Here is a 19,981-nt window from a genome sequence, read left to right as displayed (position 1 = left end):
AGCGGCAACGACGGCGGCAACTGCATCGAGGTGGCATCAGCTGCCTGGCGCAAGAGCAGCTACAGCGGAAGCAACGGCGGCGACTGCGTCGAGGTGGCCCCCGGATTCCCCGGCCTCGTCCCCGTGCGTGACTCCAAAGATCCCCAGGGAGCAGCTCTGGCCTTCCCGGCCGAGGCTTGGGTGGCGTTCGTCGCCGCCGTTCGTTCCGGCGAGTTCGGCGGCATCTGAACCGGAGGCGGCAGAGCATGCCCAGGCGTGACTTCGTCGACGATCCGGACGCCCCCGAAGCGAACTCCCTCGTCCCGGCCGCGTCCGTCGTCGTGGTCGACGACGCGGGCCGCATCCTGCTCCAGCGCCGGACCGACAACGGCATGTGGGCGCTGCCCGGCGGCAGGATGGACATCGGTGAGTCGCTCGCCGGGTGCGGCATCCGGGAGACGCGCGAGGAGACCGGCATCGACGTCGAGATCACCGGGATCGTCGGCACCTACACCGACCCGGGCCACGTCTTCGCCTACGACGACGGCGAGGTCCGCCAGGAGTTCTCGATCTGCCTCCTCGGGCGGCCGGTCGGCGGGGAGCTGCGGGTGTCCGAGGAGTCCCACGAGGTGGCGTGGTTCACCCCGGAGGAGACGGACGCTCTGCCGATGGTGGCGAACATCCGCAGGCGGCTGGCCGACTGGCGCTGCGGGGCGATCCCCGTGGTGCGCTAGCCTCGGGCTTTTCGCGAGGGCTGCCGTCCACCGCCCGAACGTCCTACCTGGGGAGGTCTTGTGAGTCCGAGTCCGCGCGAGGTGTTTCTCCGGCTCGTCCATGGAGTCGCCGACGGGAACTTCGAGGAGTTGGCCGACCTGTACGGAGAGGTCACCGATGTCCGGCATCCGATGGCGACGCCGGCGGCCGGGCCGTTGACGAGTCGGGACGCGCTCCGGGAGCACTTCACCGTGCCACCGGACGTGCGCGGGTCTCTGCCGAAGCGGCGGGTCGTCGATGTCGTCGTGCACGAAACCGCTGATCCCGAGGTGATCGTCGCCGAGTTCGCCTACGAGTTCACGCTGCCGGACGGCTCCGTGAGCAAGGTGCCGTGCGTCTTCGTCATGCGTGTTCGGGACGGTCGGATCATCGAGTCACGCGACTACATCGACCCGATCCGTAGGTACACGGCACGCGGGGACCTCGACCGGCTCATCGCGTCGTTGCACGAGGCTGCTTCCTGAGATCCCTGCCCCGCCGGCCCCATCGGGTCCGCGGGGCAGGGGAGTTCTCAGTCGGGGCGGGGGCGCCGGCTGAGCCGGCCTCCGTGACGAGGACGCCGCCGGGGAGACGGTGCCGCCGGGGCGGGTGATGTGGGACAGCACCCGGTGGTCGGTGTGGTGGCGGGGGTCAGATCTTCCCGGAGAAGGTGTCGCACTGGGCGAGGTCGCCGCTGCGGTAGCCGGTGGTGAACCAGGCCTTGCGCTGGTCGGCGGAACCGTGCGTCCACGCCTCCGGGTTGATCTTGCCGGTGGCCTGCTTCTGGATCCGGTCGTCACCGACGGCGGCGGCCGCGTCCAGGCCCTGGGCGATGTCCTGGTCGGTCAGGGCCGCGATCAGCGGACGGCCCGTGGAGGCCTGCGGGGTGGTGGTCGCGTGGTGGGCCCACACCCCGGCGTAGCAGTCGGCCTGCAGTTCCAGGCGCACCGAGGCGCTGTTGGCGCCCTGGCGGTCGCCGCCGACCTTCTGCATGGTGCCCAGCAGCGTCTGGAGGTGGTGGCCGTACTCGTGGGCGACGACGTAGGACTCCGCGAAGGGGCCGCCCTTGGCGCCGAACCGGGTCGACAGCTCGTCGAAGAAGCCCAGGTCGAAGTAGGCCTTCTGGTCGCCCGGGCAGTAGAACGGGCCCACCGCCGAGGTCGCCGGGCCGCAGGCGGTGGAGACCCGGCCGGTGAACAGCACCGTCTGGGCCGGCTTGTACGCCGTCTTGGTGCGGCGTGGCAGCTCCGTGCCCCAGAACTCCTGCAGGCTGTTGGTGACCGCGGTGATCCGGCAGTCCTGGCGCTTGTTGGCGTCCGCGCCCTTCTTGCAGGCCTGCTGCACCTCCCCGTCGGTGCGCGCCGAGGAGGAGGACGTGCCGCCGCCGGAGGACAGGCCCAGCAGCTGGGGGTCGACCCCCAGGATGACCGCGAACAGCACCGCGATCAGGCCCACCGCCCCGCCCCCGATGGCGGCCTTCCCGCCCGGGATGCCGCGCCGGTCGTCCACCTGCGAGGTGTCGAGGTCGCCCTGGTCGTCGAACTGCATGCCCGTGCCTGCCCGTTTCTGTCGTTGTGTCGGTCTGTCGGTCTGTCGACGCGCCGGTATGCCGGTACGTCGGTATGCCGTGGTGTCGCTTTGGTGACGGTTCGTGCCCGCCCGCGGCGCCGTCCAGCCTACGGGCAGCGGGCCCTGGCCCGCCGCAGCCGCAGCGTCACACCCGGGCGTCCCCGGCGCCAGCGCCCACCACCCGCGGCAGCTCCAGGCGGGACGCGGCCTCGCTGCCCGCGGCGGCGGTGTGCACCAGCAGCAGCTGGTCCTGCCCGCCCGCGGCCAGCACCTCGCACTCCAGCTCCAGCTCCCCCACCACCGGATGCAGTACCCGCTTGCGGCCGCTGCGCCGCTGCGCCACCTCGTGGCGCTCCCAGCAGGCGGCGAACTCCTGCCCCGTGGCGAGGAGTTCGGCCAGCAGCTCGGCGACCCGCCGGTCGCCCGGGCGGGCCGCGTGGGCGGCGCGCAGGCCCGCCACATGGGCGCGGGCCAGCGCCTCGTGGTCCTGCGGCGGGAACAGTGCGCGGCCGGCCGGGTCGGCGAACCAGCGCAGCAGCAGGTTGCGCCGCCCCGGGCCGCCGGCGTCCCCGAACACGGCGGCGGCCCCGAACACGGCGGCGGCCATCGCGTTCTGTGCCAGCACGTCCCCCAGGTCGGAGACCACCTGCGCGGGCGTGTCGTGCAGCCGGTCCAGGATCAGCAGCAGGGCGGGGCGCACGTGCGCCAGCGCGCTGTGGCGGCGCGGCGGCTCGTGTCCGGCCAGGTGGAACAGGTGGTCCCGCTCGTCCTCGCTCAGCCGCAGCGCCCGCGCCAGCGCCGCCAGCAGCTGTGGCGAGGGCTGCGGGCCGCGTCGCTGTTCCAGCCGGGCGTAGTAGTCCACCGACAGGCCCGCCAGCTGCGCCACCTCCTCCCGGCGCAGCCCGGGGGTGCGGCGCCGGGCCCCGGGCGGCAGGCCGACGTCGGCGGGTGTCAGGCGGGCGCGGTGGCGGCTGAGGAAGTCGGCGAGGGCCTCACGGTCGATCATGGTGCCCAGCATGGCGTGGAGCGGGGTGGGGTAGCCGGGGAGTGCCGGTCCCGGGTTCACGGTTGTGGTCTAGGGTCGTCCCCCGTGTCCGATACCCCGTCATCGTCGCCCTCGTCCTACCCGCACACGACCGCCGAGGCCTACGACGCCCTGGCCGTGCGCTACGCCGACTTCGTCAAGGACGGCATGGCCCACCTGCCGCTGGACCGCTCCTTCGTCACGGCGTTCGCCGACCTGGTGCGCGCCACCGGGAACGCCCGGGTCGCCGACCTGGGCTGCGGCCCCGGCTATCTGAGCGCGGCCCTGCGGGAACGGGGGGTGGACGTCTTCGGCGTCGACCTCTCCCGCGAGCTCATCGCCATCGCCCGCCGGACGTATCCGGGTCTGCGCTTCGAGGTCGGCTCGATGGGCGCCCTGGAGGTGGCGGACGGCGCGCTGGGCGGCGTGGTGTCCTGGTATTCGCTGATCCACACCCCGCCGGAGCAACTGCCCGCCTTCCTGGCCGAGTTCCGCCGCGTCCTGGCCCCGGGCGGGTGCGCGCTGCTGGCCTTCTTCGAAGCCGACGGCGAGCCGGTGACCCCGTTCGACCACGCGGTGACCACCGCCTACCGCTGGCCGCTCGACGCCCTCGCCGCCCTCGCGGGCCAGGCCGGCTTCACCGAGACCGCCCGTCTGCTGCGCGCCCCGGGCGAGGGCGAGCGCTTCCGGCGCGGCCACCTGCTGCTGCGCGCCGTCTGACCGCGGCCCCAGGGCCTCGCCGGCGGGCGGGGCCGGCGGGCGGGCCCACCCCGGCACGGCTGCGCCCCGGGCAGGCCCGGTCGGGCCCGGTGGGGCCCGGTGGGGCCCGGCGGGTGGACCGTCAACACCGCGGTCGGCAAGCCGACTTCACCGAGGCCGTCCGCGCGCGGCGCGGCGAGCGCCTCCGCCCGCGCCGTCCGGCCACCCACCCGCACCACCAGGGCACGCCCACCAGCGGAGCGGCCCGGCACAGCAGCGCCCCCGCTCCCCCGCCTGCCCGCGCCCTCCGCACGCCCGGCGGGGGCGAGCGCCTTCGCCCGGCCGCCTGCCAACCGGGCGAGGCGGCGCGCCGACCGGCATGGCACCGGAGCCCGCGGGGCGCCGCGGCCGGACACTGGTGCGCCCGGACCCAGGCAGGGAGAGAGCATGGACGACCACAGCCGCCCGAGCACCCCGGACCGCGCGCCCACCGCAGCGGGCCGGACTCCCGGCGGCCAGGCCGGGGTGCTGGGCACCGCGCTCGCCGGGGTGCTGGCGGCCGCGCTCGCCTCGGGCTCGTGGCAGTGGTTCTCCACGTATCTCGGCCTGACGCTGCTCGCGGTGGTCTTCTCCTTCGCCGACCCGCCGGTGCGCACGCCCGGCGCGGTCTCCCGCTCCGGCCACCTGCGGAGTCTGACGGCCTACTCGCTGGTCGTCGGCCTGTGCGCGGCCCTCGTCCTGGCCCCCGCGATGCAGCGCTGGGCCTGGCTGTTCCCGATGCCGGGCACCCGCGCCGAGTGCGCCCTCCTGGGCGACTACGCGGCGGCGAAGGCGCAGGGCCGCCCTCGGTGGCCTCGCCGACCAGGGCGGCGCCGCGCTGGCGTCCGCGCAGCGTGACCAGAGCCGGCAGGCCGTGAACGACTGCCTGGCCTCCACGACGACGCTCTGGCTGCCGGTGTACGCGTTCGGGGCGGCGCTCCTGACGGCGCTCGGCGTCCGGCTGGTGGGCCGGGCCCGCGCGGCCCGCGCAGCGGCGCAGGCGGCCCAGGCTGCGCAGGCGCCCGGGCAGCGGTGACGGGGGGCGCGTCGGGGCCCGGGGGCGGCCGGCGCCCTCCCGTCGGGTGCCACCGGTCTAACCTTGGGCGATGGAAGAGCGATTGGGCACCGTGGTGCTGATGTGCGGTCTCCCGGGGGCGGGCAAGACCACCTACGCGAGGCAGCTGGTGCGGCGCGGCTACGTCCGGCTCTCGATCGACGAGGTGGTCTGGCGGCGGCTCGGGCGGCGTGACGCCGGCCTGGTGTTGGCGGCCGAGGCCTACGACCGGCTGAAGGAGGAGGTCCGCCGCGAGCAGCGGCGGGAACTGGTCGAACTGATGCTGGCCGGGCGCGATGTGGTGGTGGACTACAGCTTCTGGAGCCGCGCCGCCCGTGATGACTACAAGGCGCTGGTCGAGAGCCACGGCTGCCGCTGGGAACTGGTCCATCTCAAGGCCGACCGGGCGACGCTGGAGCGCCGTCTCGGACGGCGCAGCGACGAGGACGGCGCCGACTGCGTCACCGTGGACCGCGCGCTCCTGGACCGCTACCTGGCCCAGTTCGAGGCGCCGGAGGGAGAGGGCGAGCAGGTCGTCGTGCAGCCCTCGGCCTGAGACCCTGCGCCCCGTCCCGGCCGCCGGTTCCGCTGCCCCAGCCAGGGAGCGGCGATCCCTGGTTCGACGGGTCTCTGCCGCCACCGCCCGGGCCCGGGCATGGTGGTGGACATCGCAGAGGTCAACTCCCGGAAGGGACGAAGACATGGCGAGGAGACGTCGGCGGGCGTGGGCGCGGCGGACGTCAGGCGCGGCGGATGTCAGGCGCTCGGCGCGGGCGCCGTCGGCGCCCGGGTGCGGGTGCCGGGAGCGGCCCTCGGTGTCGTGGCAGTCGGCGGTGGCGCTTCCATGCGGCCAGGGGGTGGCGGCGATCGCGGCACGGAAGGCCCTGGAGCGCTCGTCGATCATGCGCAGCAGGTCGGGGAACTGGGGAGTCTTGCGCACGCCGGGCCGTCCGCCACCGTGCCGCGGTGGCGGACCGGCGATGTCGTCGGCCGCCCCCGCCCCGGCCCTCCCCGTTCTCGGGGAGGGCCGGGCCGGGCCTCAGTTGGCCGGGCCTGAGCCGGGGCCTGAGCCGGGGCCGGGGCCGGTTTCGGTGCCGGTGCGTAGCCGGCCGGGCGGGTGGTGAAGGTGCCGCGGCCCTGGGTGCGGCCGCGCAGGCGGGCCGCGTAGCCGAAGAGTTCGGCCAGGGGCACCAGTGCGCTCACCTCGGCCGTGGCGGCGCCGGCGCCGCCGGGTCCGGTCGCCGTGCCCTGGACGGTGGCGCGGCGGGCGGCGAGGTCGCCCAGGACGGTGCCCAGCGCGTCCTGGGGCACGGTGACGGTCACCTGTGCGAGCGGTTCCAGCAGGTGGAGCCGGGCCGCGCGCAGTGCCTGGCGCAGGCCCAGGCGGGCGGCGGTGCGGAAGGCGAGGTCGGAGGAGTCCTTGGGGTGGGTGAGGCCGTCGGTGAGGGTGACGCTGACGCCGGTGACCGGGTGGCCGCCGAGCGGGCCCTCGGTGAGGGCGTCGCGGCAGCCGGCCTCCACGGCCTGGACGTATTCGCGCGGTACCCGTCCGCCGGTGACGGTGGAGGTGAACGCGAAGCCGTCGGGGGCGGGTGCCAGGTCGAGGACGATGTGGGCGAACTGGCCCGCGCCGCCGTCCTGTTTGGCGTGCCGGTAGGTGAAGCCGGTGACGCCTTCGACGAGGGCTTCGCGCAGTGCGACCCGGGGGCGGCCGACGGCGGCGGCCACCCCGGCGTCTCGGCGCACCTTCTCGACCGCGACCTCCAGGTGGAGTTCGCCGAGGCCGGACAGGGTGCGCTGGCCGGTTTCGGGGTCGGTGGCCAGGCGCAGGGAGGGGTCCTCCTCGGCGAGTCGGGCCAGGGCGGTGGTGAGTTTGTCGGTGTCCTCGCCGCGGCGGGCTTCGATGGCGACGGTGACGACGGGTTCGGCGCTCACGGGTGCCTCCAGTCGGATCGGGTGGTCGGGGTCGCACAGGGTGGTGCCGACGCGGGTGGTCCTGGGGCCGATGACGGCGACGATGTCGCCGGCCAGGGCGTGGTCGGTCTCGGTGTGGCGGTCGGCCTGGATGCGCAGGATGCGGGCGATGCGTTCGGTGCGGCCGGTGGCGGCGTCCAGGACGGTGTCGCCCTTGTGGAGGGTGCCGGCGTACAGGCGCAGGTAGGTGAGGCGGCCGGTGGGGGCCGCGGTCACCTTGAACGCCAGGGCGGTGAGGGGCTGTTGGGGATCGGCGTGGCGCTGCTCGCTGTGGTCGGCAGCGTGTACGGGCGGGGTGTCCAGGGGTGAGGGCAGGTAGGCGACGGCGGCGTCCAGCAGGGGTTCGATGCCGCGGTTGCGGTAGGCGGAGCCGCCCAGCACCACCACCGCCTCGCCGGTGCGGGTGAGTTCGCGCAGGGCGGTGGTGAGGGTGGCGGGGCTGAGGGCGCCGTGGGCGCAGAACTCCTCCAGGGCTTCGGGGTTCAGTTCGGCCACCGCTTCGTCCAGGGCGTGGCGGCGGGCGGCGGCCTGGGCGGTGAGGTGGTCGGGTACCGGGCCTTCGGTGAGGGTGCCGTGCTGGTCCCAGGTGAGGGCGCGCCGGTGGACGAGGTCGACGACGCCGGTGAAGGCGTCCTCGGCGCCGATGGGCAGGTGGACGGCGAGCGGGTGGGGGTGCAGGCGTTCGCGGATGGAGGCGACGGCTGCGTCGAGGTCGGCGCCGGCGCGGTCGAGCTTGTTGACGAAGGCGATGCGGGGCACGCCGTGGCGCTGGGCCTGGCGCCACACCGACTCGCTCTGCGGCTCGACGCCGGCGACGGCGTCGAACACGGCGACGGCGCCGTCCAGGACGCGCAGGGAGCGTTCGACCTCGTCGGCGAAGTCGACGTGGCCGGGGGTGTCGATGAGGTTGATCCGGTGTCCGGCCCAGGCGCAGCTGACGGCGGCGGCGAAGATGGTGATGCCGCGGTCGCGTTCCTGGGGGTCGAAGTCGGTGACGGTGGTGCCGTCGTGGACTTCGCCGCGCTTGTGGGTGGTGCCGGTGAGGTAGAGGATCCGTTCGGTGACGGTGGTCTTGCCGGCGTCGACGTGGGCGAGGATGCCGAGGTTGCGGACGGCGGCGATGTCGGCGGTGACGGTGCTGGTGGTGGTGCCGGTGGTGGTGGTGGTGCTGGTGGTGGTGGTGTCGGTGCGCATGGCCCGGGTGCCTCTCGAAGGGGCGGTCGGTACGGGGTGGGCGCGCGATTGACACAGTGCTGCCGGCGGACGATTGCTGACGTTTCGTCAGATCACCGTGCGCGAAAGAGCCCTTGTGGAAGGGCGGGGTTCAGGTGGTGGCGGCACTGCCCCGGTACCGGCCGCGCGGCGGGCACCGGAGGGGCGAGGACACCAGGACCACCTCGTACCGCGAGGCGGGAGAGGAGGCGGCGGCGCTGTGCTTCGGCATGGCCGCTGCGCCCCCTTCTCTCTGTCGTCTGCCCGGTCGGTACATACGGTCGTCTGGTCGCCCGCACCACGGGGGGTGCGGCCGCGTTGGCGAGTGTAGGGAGGCCGGGCGGTGCGGGGCGAAGGGTTTTACGGCGTGCGGAAGCGCAGCACCGGCTCGCGCCAGCCCCCGTCGCCGCCCCCGCCGCCGCCCGCGCCGGCGTCCAGGGCGGCGCCGATGGCGCGTTCCTCGTAGCCGAAGTGGGATTCCACGATGGCGGCCAGGCCGTCGAGTTCGCGGCCGATGGCCGCCAGGTCGGCGCCGGGCTCCCCTGACTCCCCCGACCCGGACTCCGCGGACTCCCCTGACGCTCCGGGCTCCCCGGGCTCCCCGGGCTCCCCGGGCCACCGTGCGGCGGTCTCGGCGAGTTCGCGGACCCGGGTGAGGATGCCGGTGATGAGCCCGTGGTCCTCGAGGAGTCTGGCGACGGTCGGGGCGAGGTCGGGCCGCTCCCGCACCAGGGCGGTGAACAGGCCTTCGTCCTCGCCCTGGTGATGGTTCGCCAGGGCGGTGCAGAAGGCCAGGCAGTGGGTGAGCAGGGCGTCATCGGGCCGGGTCCGACGGCCCAGGCCCGCGCGGACGTTGGCCAGGCGGCGGCGCAACTCGTTGTGGGCCTGGGAGAGTTGGAGACTGAGGGCGGCGGTTCGGCCGCTGTCGACGGGGGAGGCCACGGGTGGGCGGTCCCTTTCGGTCGCGCACCTCCATGCCTGGCGCGGTCCGCCACCGGCACGCGATGCTGCCCGTCATCCGATCACGGCACGCGCGGCCCGGGCAAGCCCGTACGGGCCGGTGCGCCCGGTGCGGCCGGTGCCGTGGCGCGGCCGCGGGGCCGTCCGAGCAGGATCCCGGCGGCCACCAGGGCCAGTCCGGCCCCCTGGCGCGCCCCCAGTTGGTCGCCGTCCAGCGCGGTGCCCAGCAGCACCCCGGCCAGCGGGTTGAGCAGCCCCAGCAGGCCGACCGTGCCGGCCGGCAGGTGGCGCAGGCCGGCGAACCAGCAGACGAAGGCGAGGGCGGTGGCCACCAGGGTGACGTAGCCGAAGGCGAGCAGGGTGGGGCCGTGCAGCGGCGGGGGCGCGCCCTCGACGCCGGCGGCCAGGGGCAGCAGGATCAGGCCGCCGGCGGTGAGCTGCCAGGCGGTGGCGGCCAGCGGGTCGGCGCCCTCGCGCCAGCGGGCGGCGAGCACGTAGCCGACGGAGGAGACCAGCATCGCGCCGGCCGAGGCCGCCAGTGCGGTCCAGCCGGGCGCGCCGCCGCTGCCGAGCACGGTGAGCGCCACCCCGGCCAGGCCCGCCACCGCCCCGGCCAGGTGGGCGCGGTGCGGGTGCTGGCCGGCCAGGGCCCAGGCGGTGAGCAGCATGGCCAGCGGGGAGGCGGCCATGACGGTGGCGGCGGTGCTGGTGGGCAGCAGCTGGGAGGCGAGGTAGAGCAGGACGAAGAAGACGGCGGTGTTGAGGAGTCCGAGCAGGGCGCTGCGCCACCACCAGGGGCCGCGGGGGCGGCGGCGGGCGAGGGCGAGGAGCAGCAGTCCGGCGGGCAGGGCGCGCAGGGCGGCGCCCCACAGGGGGTGGTCGGCGGGCAGGTAGGCGTGGGTGACCCAGTAGTTGGTGCCCCAGGCGAGCGGGGCGAGGGCGGTCAGCAGCACCCACCGGGCATTGGCTTCCATGGAAGACAATATAGCTTCCGGGGAAGCTATCTGGGTAGGATGGGGCCATGGAACACCAGGACGATGCGGACCACGTCGCGCTGATCCAGGCCCGGTGGCGCCGCGAGCGCCCCGACCTGGACGTCTCCCCGCTGGCCGTGATCGGGCGCCTGCACCGCCTCGCCGCCCGCCTGACCGCCGAACTCACCCTCGTCTTCGAGCGCTACGGCCTGAGCGAGGGCGAGTTCGACGTGCTCGCCGCCCTGCGCCGGGCCGGCGCCCCCTACGAGCGGGCCCCCGGCGAACTCGCCGCCCACACCATGGTCACCACCGGCGCGATGACCAAGCGCGTCGACCGCCTGGAACGCGCCGGCCTGGTCACCCGCCGCCCCGCCGAGGACGACCGGCGCGGACGCGTGGTCGCCCTCACCGACGCGGGCCTGCGCCTGTTCGACGAGGCGTTCACCGCCCACATCCGCAACGAGCACCGCCTGCTCGCCCACCTGGACCCCGACGAGGCCGCCGCCCTGCAGGCCCTGCTCACCGCCTGGCAGCAGCGCCTGGAGGGCGCCGAAGCGGCGGGCCGCACCGACGGCACGGGCCGCACGGGCCGCACGGACCGCACGGACTGACGCCGGGCCCGGCCGGCGCCGCTTCCTGCCGCGGGCTCAGGCCACCGACCCGACCGTGCGCGAGCGCGACGGCAAGGGCGGCCCGCCGGGCACGTCCCGCTCCGCCGGGCCGGACGGACGGACGGGCGGGCGCCCGCCCGTCCGTCCGTCCGTCCGGCCCGGCCTGCGCGCCTTCAGGAGCGAGCCCCTCGAGTGGCACGACCCCGACACCCGCCTCACCGCCCTGGTCGGGCACCGGCGGCGCCGCGGACAATGTGACCCATGAGCAGCAGCACCCCTCCCCCGCCCGGCCCCGACCACCCCGACCACCCCGACCGCCCCGACCGCCCCGACCGCCCCGGCGAGCCCGCACCCCCGCCCCCGGGCTGGGAGAACCCGGCGGTACGGGCCGACCGGCGCCTGGTCGAACTGCTCCAGGAACTGCGGGTGCTGCAGACCGGCGTCCAGATCGTCTTCGCCTTCCTCCTCGGCGTCGCCTTCACCCCGCGCTTCGCCGAACTCTCCGACGCCCAGCAGGACATCTACGTCACCACCCTGCTGCTGACCGTCGTCGCCGCCGCCGTCCTGGCCACCCCCGTCGCCCTGCACCGCGGCCTCTACCGCCACCCCGGCAAGGCCCGCATCGTCCACGTCTCCGCCCGCATCGCCCAGTACGGCCTGCTGCTCCTGGCCTGCGCCCTGACCGGCGCCGTCCTGCTCGTCCTCGACGTCATCCTCGGCGCCCCGGTCGCCGTCGCCATCACCGCCGTCATCGCCCTGATCTTCGCCACCCTCTGGTTCCTCCTCCCCTGGGCCCTGCGCCACGCCACCCGCGACCACCCGCGACCACCCCTGACCACCCCTGACCACCCCTGACGGCCCGTGACGGCCCGTGACGGCCCCGCCGCCCCCGCCGGCCCCGCCGGCCTCGGCGGCCGCCCGTCTTGACCTCAAGTCCGGTTGAACCACCAGCCTGAACCGGATGAGCGTCCCATCCGCCCGGACCTACCGCGCCCTGCTCGCCCACCCGCCGCTGCGGCGCCTGCTGCCCGCCCTGGCCGCCTGCGCCCTCGGCGACGGGATGAGCCTGGTCGCCGTGGCCTGGCCGGCCGTGCGGATCGCGCCCGAGGGCCGGTCCGCACCGCTGGTCGGCGCCGCGCTCGCCGCAGGCGCCCTGCCCGGGGCCGCCGGGGCCCTGCTCCTGGGCGGCCTGCTGCGGCGCATGCCCGCCCGGCGCCTGCCGGCCGCCGACAGCGCGGTGCGCGCGGTGCTGCTCGGCTGCGTGCCCGCGGCCTGGGCGGCCGGGGTGCTGCACCCGGCGCTGTACCTCGCCCTGCTGGCCGGGTCGTCGGTGCTGCGCCCCTGGGGCAGCGCGGGCACGTACGCCCTGCTCGCCCAACTGCTCCCGCCCGGGCAGCGGCCCGCGGCCAACGCGCTGGTCAGCGCCATCGGCTCGGCGTCCGTCATCGTCGGCCCCGCGCTCGCCGGGTTCCTGGCCGGGCCCGTCGGCCCCGCCTGGATCATCGGCCTGGACGCGCTGTCCTTCGCCGCCCTCGCCGTGCGGGCCACCCGGCTGGAGGGGCCCGCCGCCGGGGAGGCGGGCGCACCGGCGACGGCGGCCGGCCCGCACCCACTGCGCCGCCGGCCCGAACTGCTCGCCCTCCTCGCCCTGACCTGGGCCTTCAACCTCCTCTACGGGCCGGTGGAGGTCGCGCTGCCGCTGCACGTCACCGCCGACCTCCACGCCGGCCCGGGCCTGCTCGGCCTGTACTGGACGCTCTTCGGCGCCGGCGCCGTCCTGGGCGCCCTGGCCGCGGGCACCCTGCGCCGGCTCCCGCCGTGGCCGGTCACCCTGGGCATCGTCGCCGGCTGGGGCCTGGCCCTCGTCCCGTTCGACCTGGGCGCGCCGGCCGCCCTCTCCCTGCTCTGCTTCGCGCTCGGCGGCGTGGTCTACGGCCCCTTCACCGCCCTGTCGCTGACGCTCTTCCAGGACCGCACCCCGCCGGGGGCGCTGACCACCGTCCTGGCCGCCCGCAGCACCGCCCTGCTCACCGCGGCCCCGGTGGGCACCGCCCTCGGCGGCCCCCTCACCACCGCCCTGGGCCCCCGCCAGGTCCTGGCCGCCTCCGGCCTGGCGACCCTCACCCTCGCCCTCGCCGCCGCCACGGCCGGCGCCGCACGGCGGGCCCGGGGCGCGCACACCCGGCGCAGCCGAGCCCGCGAGCGCCCGCGAAGTGACGGCCCGTGAGCGCCCCCGCCACCCCCGCCACCCCCCCGGCCGCCCGGCCGCCCGGCCGTGATCCGGATCCGGTACGGGCGGGCGGGCGGGCGGGCGGGCGGCGGGACCAGACCGTGGGCCGGCTTCCGGCGCCGGGGGCCTGGCCGGGAGGAGCCGCTCCCACGGCGCCTCCCCCACCCCACAGAGCCCGCCGGCCCCCGCAACCGCTTACCCGCGTCCCTTAATGTGACCGTATGCACACCGACCACCGTCCCTGGGACATCCTGCTGATCGGCGGCGCCTCCGGCGTCGGCAAGAGCCGCGCCGCCGCCCTTCTCGCCGAGCGGCACGGCGCGTTCGTGGTGGAGTTCGACGACGTCGTCGCCGCGCTGCAGGCCGCCACCACCCCGGCCGGCCACCCCGGGCTGCACCACTTCGCCGGCCACGGCGCCCCGGAGGAGGAACTGGGCGCCGACCGCGTCCTGGACCTGCAGATCGCCACCGCCCACGCCCTGGACGAGGCGCTGCTCGGCGTCGTGCGCAACCGGCTGGGCGTCGAGGTGCCCGCCGTCGTCGAGGGCGACTACCTCAGCCCCCGGGCCGCCGCCCGCGCCGTCGCCGAGGCCGCCGGCCGGGGCCGGCGCCTGCGCGCGGTGTTCCTCCACGAGGGCGACCCGGAGCGGATCGGCGCCAACTACGCCCACCGCGAGCCGGACCGCGGCCCCCAGCCGGCCCGCGCCGCCGTCAGCGCCCGCTACTCCCGCTGGCTCGCCGACCAGGCCGGCGCCCACCGCCTGCCCGTGGTCGACTGCCGGCCCTACGAGAGCCTGCCGCAGCGCCTGGCCGCCGCCCTGGCCTGAACCGGCCCGGGCGGCGGCGATCGCCACCACTACGGCGCGGGGGCGTCCTCGATGCCGGAGATCAGCTTGGTGCTCAGGTCGCTCCGCACCGCCAGCCGGGTGCGCCCGGCGTCCGGACCCGTGCCCCAGGTCAGCGTGACCGTGGTGAACAGGTGCCCGGCGCCCGAGTCGTGGTAGCGCACCTCCCAGGCGGTCGGCACGTCCTGGGCGCGCAGCACGCCGTCGGCGTGGTCGGCCTCCTCCCAGGCCGCCAGGCGCCGGCGCAGGTCCTCGGTGAGGTAGTGGGCGCGCAGCCCGTGCGACAGGTCGTCGGTGCCGTCGTCGACGGCGTCGATGTAGGCGCCGTAGAAGTCGGCCACCCGGTCGAGCGCCGAGTCCGGGCCGCCGGCGCGCACCGCGTCTGCGGGCTGGGTCATGATGGTCCCCTCCGTCCGGGCCCGGCGGCAGCGCGCCGCCCGGGCCGATTGGTCCCTCCACCGGGCACAACGAGCCCGCGGCGCCGGAGGTTTCGGGTACGAAGTTGCCAACAGGCGCGGCTGGTCGGCGCGTTGGACGGGAGGCGGGTGCGGTGCTGATCGTGGTGAGCGGCGGGCCGGGCAGCGGCAAGACGACCCTGGCACACGCCCTGGCCCGGGCCGTCGGCTGCCCGGCCCTCGTCCGGGACGAGGTCAAGGAGGGCCTGCTGCACGCCGGCACCCGCACCCCGGCCCCCGACCTGGCGGTGCGCGACGCGTTCTTCGGCGTGCTGGGCGTCCTGGTGGACGCCGGGGTGAGCGTGGTCGCCGAGGCCGCCTACCAGGACCGGCTCTGGCGCACCGGCCTCCAGCCGCTGGCCGCCCGCGCCGAACTGCGCGTCGTGCACTGCCGGGTGGACCCGGCCCTGGCCCGCCGGCGGATCGCCGCCCGCCTGGCCGCCGAGGGCCACCGCGCCGCCCACGCCGACCGCGAACTGCTCGCCGCCCCACCCGGGCCGGGCAACCTGCTGGACGACTTCACCCCGCTGTCCCTGCCCGTACCGCAGCTGCGCGTGGACACCACCGACGGCTACGACCCGCCGCTGCCGGCCATCGCCGCCTTCACCCGCCGCTGAGCTCGTGCCGCGCGCGGCGGCGGCGGCCCGGCCGGCCGTGGCAGCGGCCTGCCGGTCACGGCGGCCGGCCGGCCGTGGCGGTTTCCGCCCGGCCGGCCGGGGGGCTGGGGCGGGGTCAGCCGGCCGTGGCGGCCTCGCGCAGGCGCTTCTTGTCGGGCTTGCCGACGGCGGTGAGCGGGATCGCGTCGAGGAGGTGGAGGGCTTCGGGGGCGTAGATGCGGCCCCTGGCGGCGGTGACGAAGGCGCGGACCTCCTCCAGGGTCGGCTGCTGCCCGGCGGCGGGGACGACGGCGGCGTGGACGTGCTCGGCCTCCTGGTCGTCCCGCACCCCGTAGACGGCGCACTGGGCGATGGCGGGGTGGGTGAGGAGGAGTTCCTCGACCTCGGTCGGGTAGACGTGGCCGCCGACGACGACGATGAGGTCCTTGAGACGGTCGGCCAGGTAGAGGTAGCCGTCGGCGTCGAGGTAGCCGATGTCACCGGTGTCCAGCCAGCCGTCGCGCAGGACCTGGGCGGTGAGGTCGGGCCGCTTCCAGTAGCCGGCCATGATCGTCGCCGAGCGGACGTGGACCTCGCCCTGCTCGCCGGCCGGCAGGACGGTGCCGTCGGCGGCGCGGATCTGCACCTCGATGCCGGGCAGCGGGCGGCCGACCGGCAGCCGGCCGTCGTGACCGGTGCGGTCGTGCTCGTGGGGGCCGAGGATCGCGATGTTCTGCGCCTCCGACATGCCGTAGCCGCTGACCAGGACCGGCCCGAAGGCCTTGAGGGCCTCGCGGATGCGGGTCGGGGAGGAGGCACAGCCGCCGTAGGAGAGGCAGCGCAGGCTGGACAGGTCGGTGCGGGCGAGGTCCGGGTGGTCGAGGAGCCGGTAGAGCAGCGGGGGCAGCACCCACAGGTCGGTGATGCGTTCGCGTGCGATCGCGGCGAGGACCTCGCCGGGCTCGAAGGCGCGCTGGAGGACGACGGATCCGCCCGCGTGGAGCGTCAGGTCGGCGAGCACGCCGGCGAGGTGGGCGAGGGAGGTGGCGGCGAGGAAGCGGGGCTCCTCGCCGTCGGGGCGCCGGTCGCCGAAGGGGACGTCGAAAGCGCGGCGGTAGGGGCCGTGGAGGCTGAGGATGCCCTTGGGGATGCCGGTGGTGCCGCCGGTGTGGCGGATGCCGAGGTCGTCGTCGGGGCCGATCCGGACGTCGGGTTCCCCCGTGGGGCGGATCGCGGAGGCGGCGATCACGTCCTCGCCGACGGTGTGCGGCCCGGGGCCGAGGGTGAGGACGGCGGGGACCCGGAGCAGCGGCAGCAACTCGGGGGCGTCGGCGTAGCGTTCGGCGTCCACGAGGAGCACGGTGGTGTCCACGCTGGCGACGATCCGGGCCAGGACCGGGGCGCTCATCCCGTCGTACAGGTTGACCACCCGGGCGCCGGCCAGGCCGGCGGCGTAGCGGGCGCTGAGGGCCTCGGGGGTGTTGCCGGTCAGCAGGGTGACGGTCGAGCCGCGGGTGATGCCACGGGCGAGCAGCTCGTGGGCGAGACGGTAGGTGGCGGCCGCGAAGTCGCCGGCGGTGACCTCGACCCGGTCGGCGGTGGTGACGGCGCGCCGGTCCGGGCGGGCGGCGAGGGCCCGCAGGATCAGGGCGGGGACGCTGACGAACTCCCGGTCGGACATGGCCACTTCCTCCTCATAGGGTGCACCCCCACCCTAGTCGCGGGCCCGGCCGGGCGGGGCCGTACTCGGCGGGACCGTGGCCGGCGGGGCCGTACGCGGGGGGAGGGGCGAGGCGGGACCGTACGCGGGGGCGAGGCGGGACCGTGGTCGGGCGGGGCGGGAGCGTGGTCGGCCGGAGCGGGAAACCACGGTGCGGGCGGCGGGCGGCTTGGGCACACTGTCCCGGTGATCACCGACCACTGGCCGCTGAAGGGCCTGCGCCTGACCACGCCCCGGCTGGAGCTGCGGCTGCCCGCCGAGGCCGAGCTCGCCGAGGTCGCGGACCTCGCCGCGCGCGGCGTCCACCCGCCGGCCGTACGCCCCTTCCTCACCCCGTGGGGCGAACTGCCGCCCGCCGAACGGGCCCGGCACGTCCTGCAGATGCACTGGCGGCGGCTGGGGCGCTGGACGGCGCAGCACTGGGCGCTGGACCTGGTGGCCTTCCACCGGGGGCGTCCGGTGGGGGTGCAGGACATGCGGGCCCGGGAGTTCGCCGTACGGCGGGAGATCGCCTCCGGTTCGTGGGTCGGCCTGGAGTACCAGGGGCGGGGCTTCGGCACCGAGATGCGCGCCGCGATGCTCCACCTGGCCTTCGCGGAGCTGGGCGCGGCCTCGGCGACGTCGGTGTCCTTCAGTGACAACCACTCCTCGCTCGCGGTCTCCCGCAAGCTCGGCTACCGGCCCGACGGCATCAGCCGCGACGCCCTGGACGGCCGGGTCGTGGAGTCCCGGCGCCTGCGGCTGTCCCGCGAGCACTGGCAGGGCCCGCCCGTCCCGGTCACGGTCACCGGCCTGACCCCCGCCTGCCGCGCCCTCCTCGGCGCGGACACCCCGCCGGCGTAGGCAGCGGGCCCCGGGCGCGGGCGGGCGGGCCGCGCACCGCCCCGCCGGGCCGACTCCTCCCCCGCACCGGACGTCGCACCGGCCGACTTCCCGTGCCCCGGGCGAACTCCCCGCACCGGACGTCGCACCGGCCGACTTCCCGTGCACGAGCGGCTCCGCGGGCCGGGCGACTCCCCGCACGCTCAGGGCACCCGCACCTCGCGCGGGAACGTGGGCAGGGCCGACTTCCCTCGCGCGGCGAGGTGGGCAGGACCCTGGCGGCCAGGGCCTCGGCGAACCGGCAACTGCCCGCGTGCTCAAGGCCACCGGGCCCGTACCGGACGTCGGAGCGGCCGACTTCCCGTGCACGGGCCTTGCGGCCGGCCCTGGCGACTCCCGTCCGCCCCAGGCCAACCACATCCCCTACGTGAGAAGTCGCACCGGCCGGCTTCCTCCGCTGGGCAGCGTGCGCGGGTCCCCTGAGGGCTGTCCCGTAAGTGATCTTGCCGTGGGATGATCTCCGGCCGTGGCCGGCGCAGGCGTTTGCCACCGCAGCGACTGCAGGGCAGGGGAGGAATCCGGGGCCAGGGCCGCCGTCGGCCGGACAGCCACGATCGCCGACGGCGGCTGCCCCGGAACCGGCCTCGTCATCGCGCACCGCCGCCCCCGAGACGGCGAACTGACCGCCTGCCAGGCCGAACACCACCACGACCACAGACGGGTTCGCGCCCGCGTCGAGCACGCCTTCGCCCGGACGAAGACCCGGAAGATCCTGCGCGACTGCCGCCTGGGAGGCGACGGTGTGCGCCAGGCGACGCACGGCGTTGCCCGCCTGCGCAACCTCGCTCTCCCGCAATGACTCCCGCCGTAGGCGGGACCCGAGAGGCCCCCGGGAGACTGCCCCCGCCTCGCGGCCCCGGAGGAGAATCAGGCGAGGCAGAACTCGTTGCCCTCGATGTCCTGCATCGTGATGCACGACTCGTTGACGCCATCGGCGCGCTGCGTCAGCACGTGTGTCGCGCCGAGCGCCATCAGCCGTGCGCATTCGGCCTCGAGGGTGGCCAGGCGCTCGTCACCCACGAGCCCTGTGCCGACCCGCACATCAAGATGCACCCGGTTCTTGACGGCCTTGCCCTCGGGAACTCGCTGGAAGAGCAGGCGCGGGGCCACCCCCGAGGGATCGGTACACGCGAAGTAGATCTCGTCCTCGGGCGGCAGCGAGCGGTGGTACTCCCCCCACGTGGCAAAGCCCTCCGGGACCGTCGGCACGACGTACCCCAGCACCTCACACCAGAAGGCGGCGAGGCGCGCCGGCTCCGCGCAGTCGAAGGTCACTTGGAACTGTCTGATCGTTGACATCGGCGCACAATAACAGGGGCCCTGCGCATCTCCCCAGGTCGGGACGTCCGCACGTGATCGGGAGGAGGCACCTGCTACCCGCTGGCGTGTCGTGCGGTCGCAGGGGTGCACCGAGGTCAGCGCCTCCCCGAAGGGAACCTGGGACGCGATCCCGGCCGGCCACTCTCGTGCTGCCAACGACCGGCTACGGGACAACCCTTGGCGAACCGGCCGCTGCCCACGCGCCCCGGGCCGGCCCCTCCCCCGCACCAGAAGTCGGCCGGCCCGACGTGCCCCGCACGGGACTGCCGGCCAACTCCCGCCCATGACAGGCCGACACCACCCCCGCGCAGGACGTCGGACCGGCCGGCTTCCGGCGCCCATGGGCCAACGAAACGCCTGCGGCCAGGACACCACTGCGCCCCCTGGGCCGACGCCCCCGCGCCGGGAGCCGGCGAGGCCGGCTTCCGGCGCACGGGCCAGCGCAAGCGGGCCCACCGGGAACAGCGCTGCGGCCGGACAACTCCCGCACGCCCAAGGCAACCACGCCCGCACGAGAAGCCGGCGCGACCGACTTCCGGCGCACAGGCCAGCGCAAGCGGGCCCACCGGGAACAACGCTGCGGGCCGGACAACTCCCGCACGCCCAGGGCAACCACGCCCGCACGAGAAGCCGGCGGGACCGACTTTCGACACAGAGCAACGCGAGCGAGCCCTCCCGCGAACAGGACACCGGCGAACCAACCACTTCCCCCACGCCCCGCCCGGCCCCTCCCCCGCACGAGAAGCCGGCCTCGCCGACTTCCGGCGCACGGGCCTCCCGGCTGGGACGGCCGGCTTCAGCGGGGGCGCACCGCCCCCGGCGTACTCGTGGGCGCCGGCCTGGTGGGGGGCGGGGCGGAGGTGCTCTGACGGCAGCCGAAGATCAGCCCGGGAGCGGATGGGCGGGCAAGGGCGGGGCCGGGGCAGGGGCAGGAACCGGGATGGGGGTGGGGGTGGGACGACGGCCGGGGTCGTGCGCGGGCCGGCGGTGGGTCAGGTGACGCCCGAGGGCGGGACAGGGGGCGGATGGGGCACCGCCGGAGCGCAGGCGCCGCGTCGAGGGGTGGGAGCGGGCCGACGGTGGGC

21 protein-coding genes and 1 pseudogene are annotated in these 19,981 nt (G+C 76.0%); 14 read left to right on the top strand and 8 right to left on the bottom strand.

Annotation, left to right across the window (positions count from 1 at the left end; all coding sequences use genetic code 11):
* The 3 genes from ACZ3YL_RS17585 to ACZ3YL_RS17575 form a co-directional block, all read left to right on the top strand.
* On the top strand, nucleotides 1-228 hold a 228-nt coding region (locus tag ACZ3YL_RS17585; protein WP_465658230.1), incomplete at its 5' end, for a DUF397 domain-containing protein.
* Nucleotides 229-245: 17 nt separating this feature from the next.
* On the top strand, nucleotides 246-713 hold the full coding sequence (locus ACZ3YL_RS17580) for an NUDIX hydrolase (RefSeq protein ID WP_465658229.1): 468 nt from the start codon (nucleotides 246-248) through the stop codon (nucleotides 711-713).
* 81 nt (nucleotides 714-794) lie between these two features.
* Nucleotides 795-1,217, top strand: coding sequence for a nuclear transport factor 2 family protein (locus tag ACZ3YL_RS17575; protein WP_465658227.1), 423 nt, complete (start codon nucleotides 795-797; stop codon nucleotides 1,215-1,217).
* Between the two features lie 166 nt (nucleotides 1,218-1,383).
* Here the strand turns inward: ACZ3YL_RS17575 and ypfJ are convergent, their stop codons facing one another.
* Together ypfJ and ACZ3YL_RS17565 are read right to left on the bottom strand one after the other, a co-directional pair.
* The gene (gene ypfJ / locus ACZ3YL_RS17570; RefSeq protein WP_465658225.1) at nucleotides 1,384-2,280 is read right to left on the bottom strand and encodes a KPN_02809 family neutral zinc metallopeptidase; all 897 of its coding nucleotides are present in this window, start codon (nucleotides 2,278-2,280) and stop codon (nucleotides 1,384-1,386) included.
* Between the two features lie 166 nt (nucleotides 2,281-2,446).
* Nucleotides 2,447-3,304: a helix-turn-helix transcriptional regulator gene (locus ACZ3YL_RS17565; RefSeq protein WP_465658464.1), complete on the bottom strand. Its 858-nt coding sequence runs from the start codon at nucleotides 3,302-3,304 to the stop codon at nucleotides 2,447-2,449.
* Nucleotides 3,305-3,391: 87 nt separating this feature from the next.
* Here ACZ3YL_RS17565 and ACZ3YL_RS17560 point away from each other — a divergent pair, with 87 nt between their 5' ends.
* The 4 genes from ACZ3YL_RS17560 to ACZ3YL_RS17545 all read left to right on the top strand — a co-directional run bounded on the left by ACZ3YL_RS17560 (nucleotide 3,392) and on the right by ACZ3YL_RS17545 (nucleotide 5,673).
* On the top strand, nucleotides 3,392-4,045 hold the full coding sequence (locus tag ACZ3YL_RS17560) for a class I SAM-dependent methyltransferase (RefSeq protein WP_465658223.1): 654 nt from the start codon (nucleotides 3,392-3,394) through the stop codon (nucleotides 4,043-4,045).
* Nucleotides 4,046-4,471: 426 nt separating this feature from the next.
* Nucleotides 4,472-4,921 (top strand): hypothetical protein, encoded by a 450-nt coding sequence (locus tag ACZ3YL_RS17555; protein WP_465658221.1) that lies wholly within the window; start codon nucleotides 4,472-4,474, stop codon nucleotides 4,919-4,921.
* Between the two features lie 16 nt (nucleotides 4,922-4,937).
* Entirely contained in the window at nucleotides 4,938-5,099 is a 162-nt protein-coding gene (locus ACZ3YL_RS17550) for a hypothetical protein (RefSeq protein ID WP_465658220.1), read from the top strand.
* A gap of 70 nt (nucleotides 5,100-5,169) precedes the next feature.
* Entirely contained in the window at nucleotides 5,170-5,673 is a 504-nt protein-coding gene (locus tag ACZ3YL_RS17545; RefSeq protein ID WP_188303946.1) for a P-loop nucleotide/nucleoside kinase family protein, read from the top strand.
* A 344-nt stretch (nucleotides 5,674-6,017) separates the two neighbouring features.
* Here ACZ3YL_RS17545 and fusA read toward each other — a convergent pair whose 3' ends face one another.
* From fusA to ACZ3YL_RS17530, 3 genes are all read right to left on the bottom strand, one after another.
* Nucleotides 6,018-8,285, bottom strand: coding sequence for an elongation factor G (fusA, locus tag ACZ3YL_RS17540; protein WP_465658218.1), 2,268 nt, complete (start codon nucleotides 8,283-8,285; stop codon nucleotides 6,018-6,020).
* 378 nt (nucleotides 8,286-8,663) lie between these two features.
* On the bottom strand, nucleotides 8,664-9,245 hold the full coding sequence (locus tag ACZ3YL_RS17535; RefSeq protein WP_465658216.1) for a hemerythrin domain-containing protein: 582 nt from the start codon (nucleotides 9,243-9,245) through the stop codon (nucleotides 8,664-8,666).
* A gap of 80 nt (nucleotides 9,246-9,325) precedes the next feature.
* Complete coding sequence (locus tag ACZ3YL_RS17530; protein ID WP_188303949.1) at nucleotides 9,326-10,237, bottom strand: DMT family transporter; 912 nt, start codon at nucleotides 10,235-10,237, stop codon at nucleotides 9,326-9,328.
* A gap of 47 nt (nucleotides 10,238-10,284) precedes the next feature.
* Here ACZ3YL_RS17530 and ACZ3YL_RS17525 point away from each other — a divergent pair, with 47 nt between their 5' ends.
* From ACZ3YL_RS17525 to ACZ3YL_RS17510, 4 genes are all read left to right on the top strand, one after another.
* Nucleotides 10,285-10,848 carry a MarR family winged helix-turn-helix transcriptional regulator gene (locus ACZ3YL_RS17525; protein WP_465658214.1) on the top strand — a complete coding sequence of 188 codons (564 nt, stop codon included), beginning with the start codon at nucleotides 10,285-10,287 and terminating at the stop codon, nucleotides 10,846-10,848.
* A 261-nt stretch (nucleotides 10,849-11,109) separates the two neighbouring features.
* Nucleotides 11,110-11,703: a DUF6328 family protein gene (locus ACZ3YL_RS17520; RefSeq protein WP_188303951.1), complete on the top strand. Its 594-nt coding sequence runs from the start codon at nucleotides 11,110-11,112 to the stop codon at nucleotides 11,701-11,703.
* A 106-nt stretch (nucleotides 11,704-11,809) separates the two neighbouring features.
* Nucleotides 11,810-13,075: an MFS transporter gene (locus ACZ3YL_RS17515; RefSeq protein ID WP_465658212.1), complete on the top strand. Its 1,266-nt coding sequence runs from the start codon at nucleotides 11,810-11,812 to the stop codon at nucleotides 13,073-13,075.
* 224 nt (nucleotides 13,076-13,299) lie between these two features.
* Entirely contained in the window at nucleotides 13,300-13,905 is a 606-nt protein-coding gene (locus ACZ3YL_RS17510; RefSeq protein WP_465658210.1) for an AAA family ATPase, read from the top strand.
* A gap of 29 nt (nucleotides 13,906-13,934) precedes the next feature.
* Here ACZ3YL_RS17510 and ACZ3YL_RS17505 read toward each other — a convergent pair whose 3' ends face one another.
* Entirely contained in the window at nucleotides 13,935-14,321 is a 387-nt protein-coding gene (locus ACZ3YL_RS17505; RefSeq protein ID WP_188308243.1) for a hypothetical protein, read from the bottom strand.
* A gap of 152 nt (nucleotides 14,322-14,473) precedes the next feature.
* On the opposite strand from ACZ3YL_RS17505, the gene ACZ3YL_RS17500 reads away from it, so the two are divergent.
* The gene (locus ACZ3YL_RS17500; RefSeq protein ID WP_465658207.1) at nucleotides 14,474-14,995 is read left to right on the top strand and encodes a P-loop nucleotide/nucleoside kinase family protein; all 522 of its coding nucleotides are present in this window, start codon (nucleotides 14,474-14,476) and stop codon (nucleotides 14,993-14,995) included.
* A gap of 115 nt (nucleotides 14,996-15,110) precedes the next feature.
* Here ACZ3YL_RS17500 and ACZ3YL_RS17495 read toward each other — a convergent pair whose 3' ends face one another.
* Nucleotides 15,111-16,655, bottom strand: a complete 1,545-nt coding sequence (locus tag ACZ3YL_RS17495) for an AMP-binding protein (RefSeq protein ID WP_465658205.1) — start codon at nucleotides 16,653-16,655, stop codon at nucleotides 15,111-15,113.
* 225 nt (nucleotides 16,656-16,880) lie between these two features.
* Between ACZ3YL_RS17495 and ACZ3YL_RS17490 the strand changes: the two genes are divergently transcribed.
* Nucleotides 16,881-17,537, top strand: a complete 657-nt coding sequence (locus ACZ3YL_RS17490; protein WP_465658203.1) for a GNAT family N-acetyltransferase — start codon at nucleotides 16,881-16,883, stop codon at nucleotides 17,535-17,537.
* Nucleotides 17,538-18,063: 526 nt separating this feature from the next.
* A pseudogene (locus ACZ3YL_RS17485) lies at nucleotides 18,064-18,375 on the top strand (transposase); the annotation flags it as partial.
* A 68-nt stretch (nucleotides 18,376-18,443) separates the two neighbouring features.
* Here the strand turns inward: ACZ3YL_RS17485 and ACZ3YL_RS17480 are convergent.
* Complete coding sequence (locus ACZ3YL_RS17480; RefSeq protein ID WP_188303913.1) at nucleotides 18,444-18,875, bottom strand: VOC family protein; 432 nt, start codon at nucleotides 18,873-18,875, stop codon at nucleotides 18,444-18,446.
* Nucleotides 18,876-19,981 lie beyond the last annotated feature (1,106 nt).

The sequence above is a fragment of the Kitasatospora sp. NPDC023176 genome, assembly GCF_055560495.1.
This window is presented reverse-complemented; position numbering and strand designations above follow the sequence as displayed.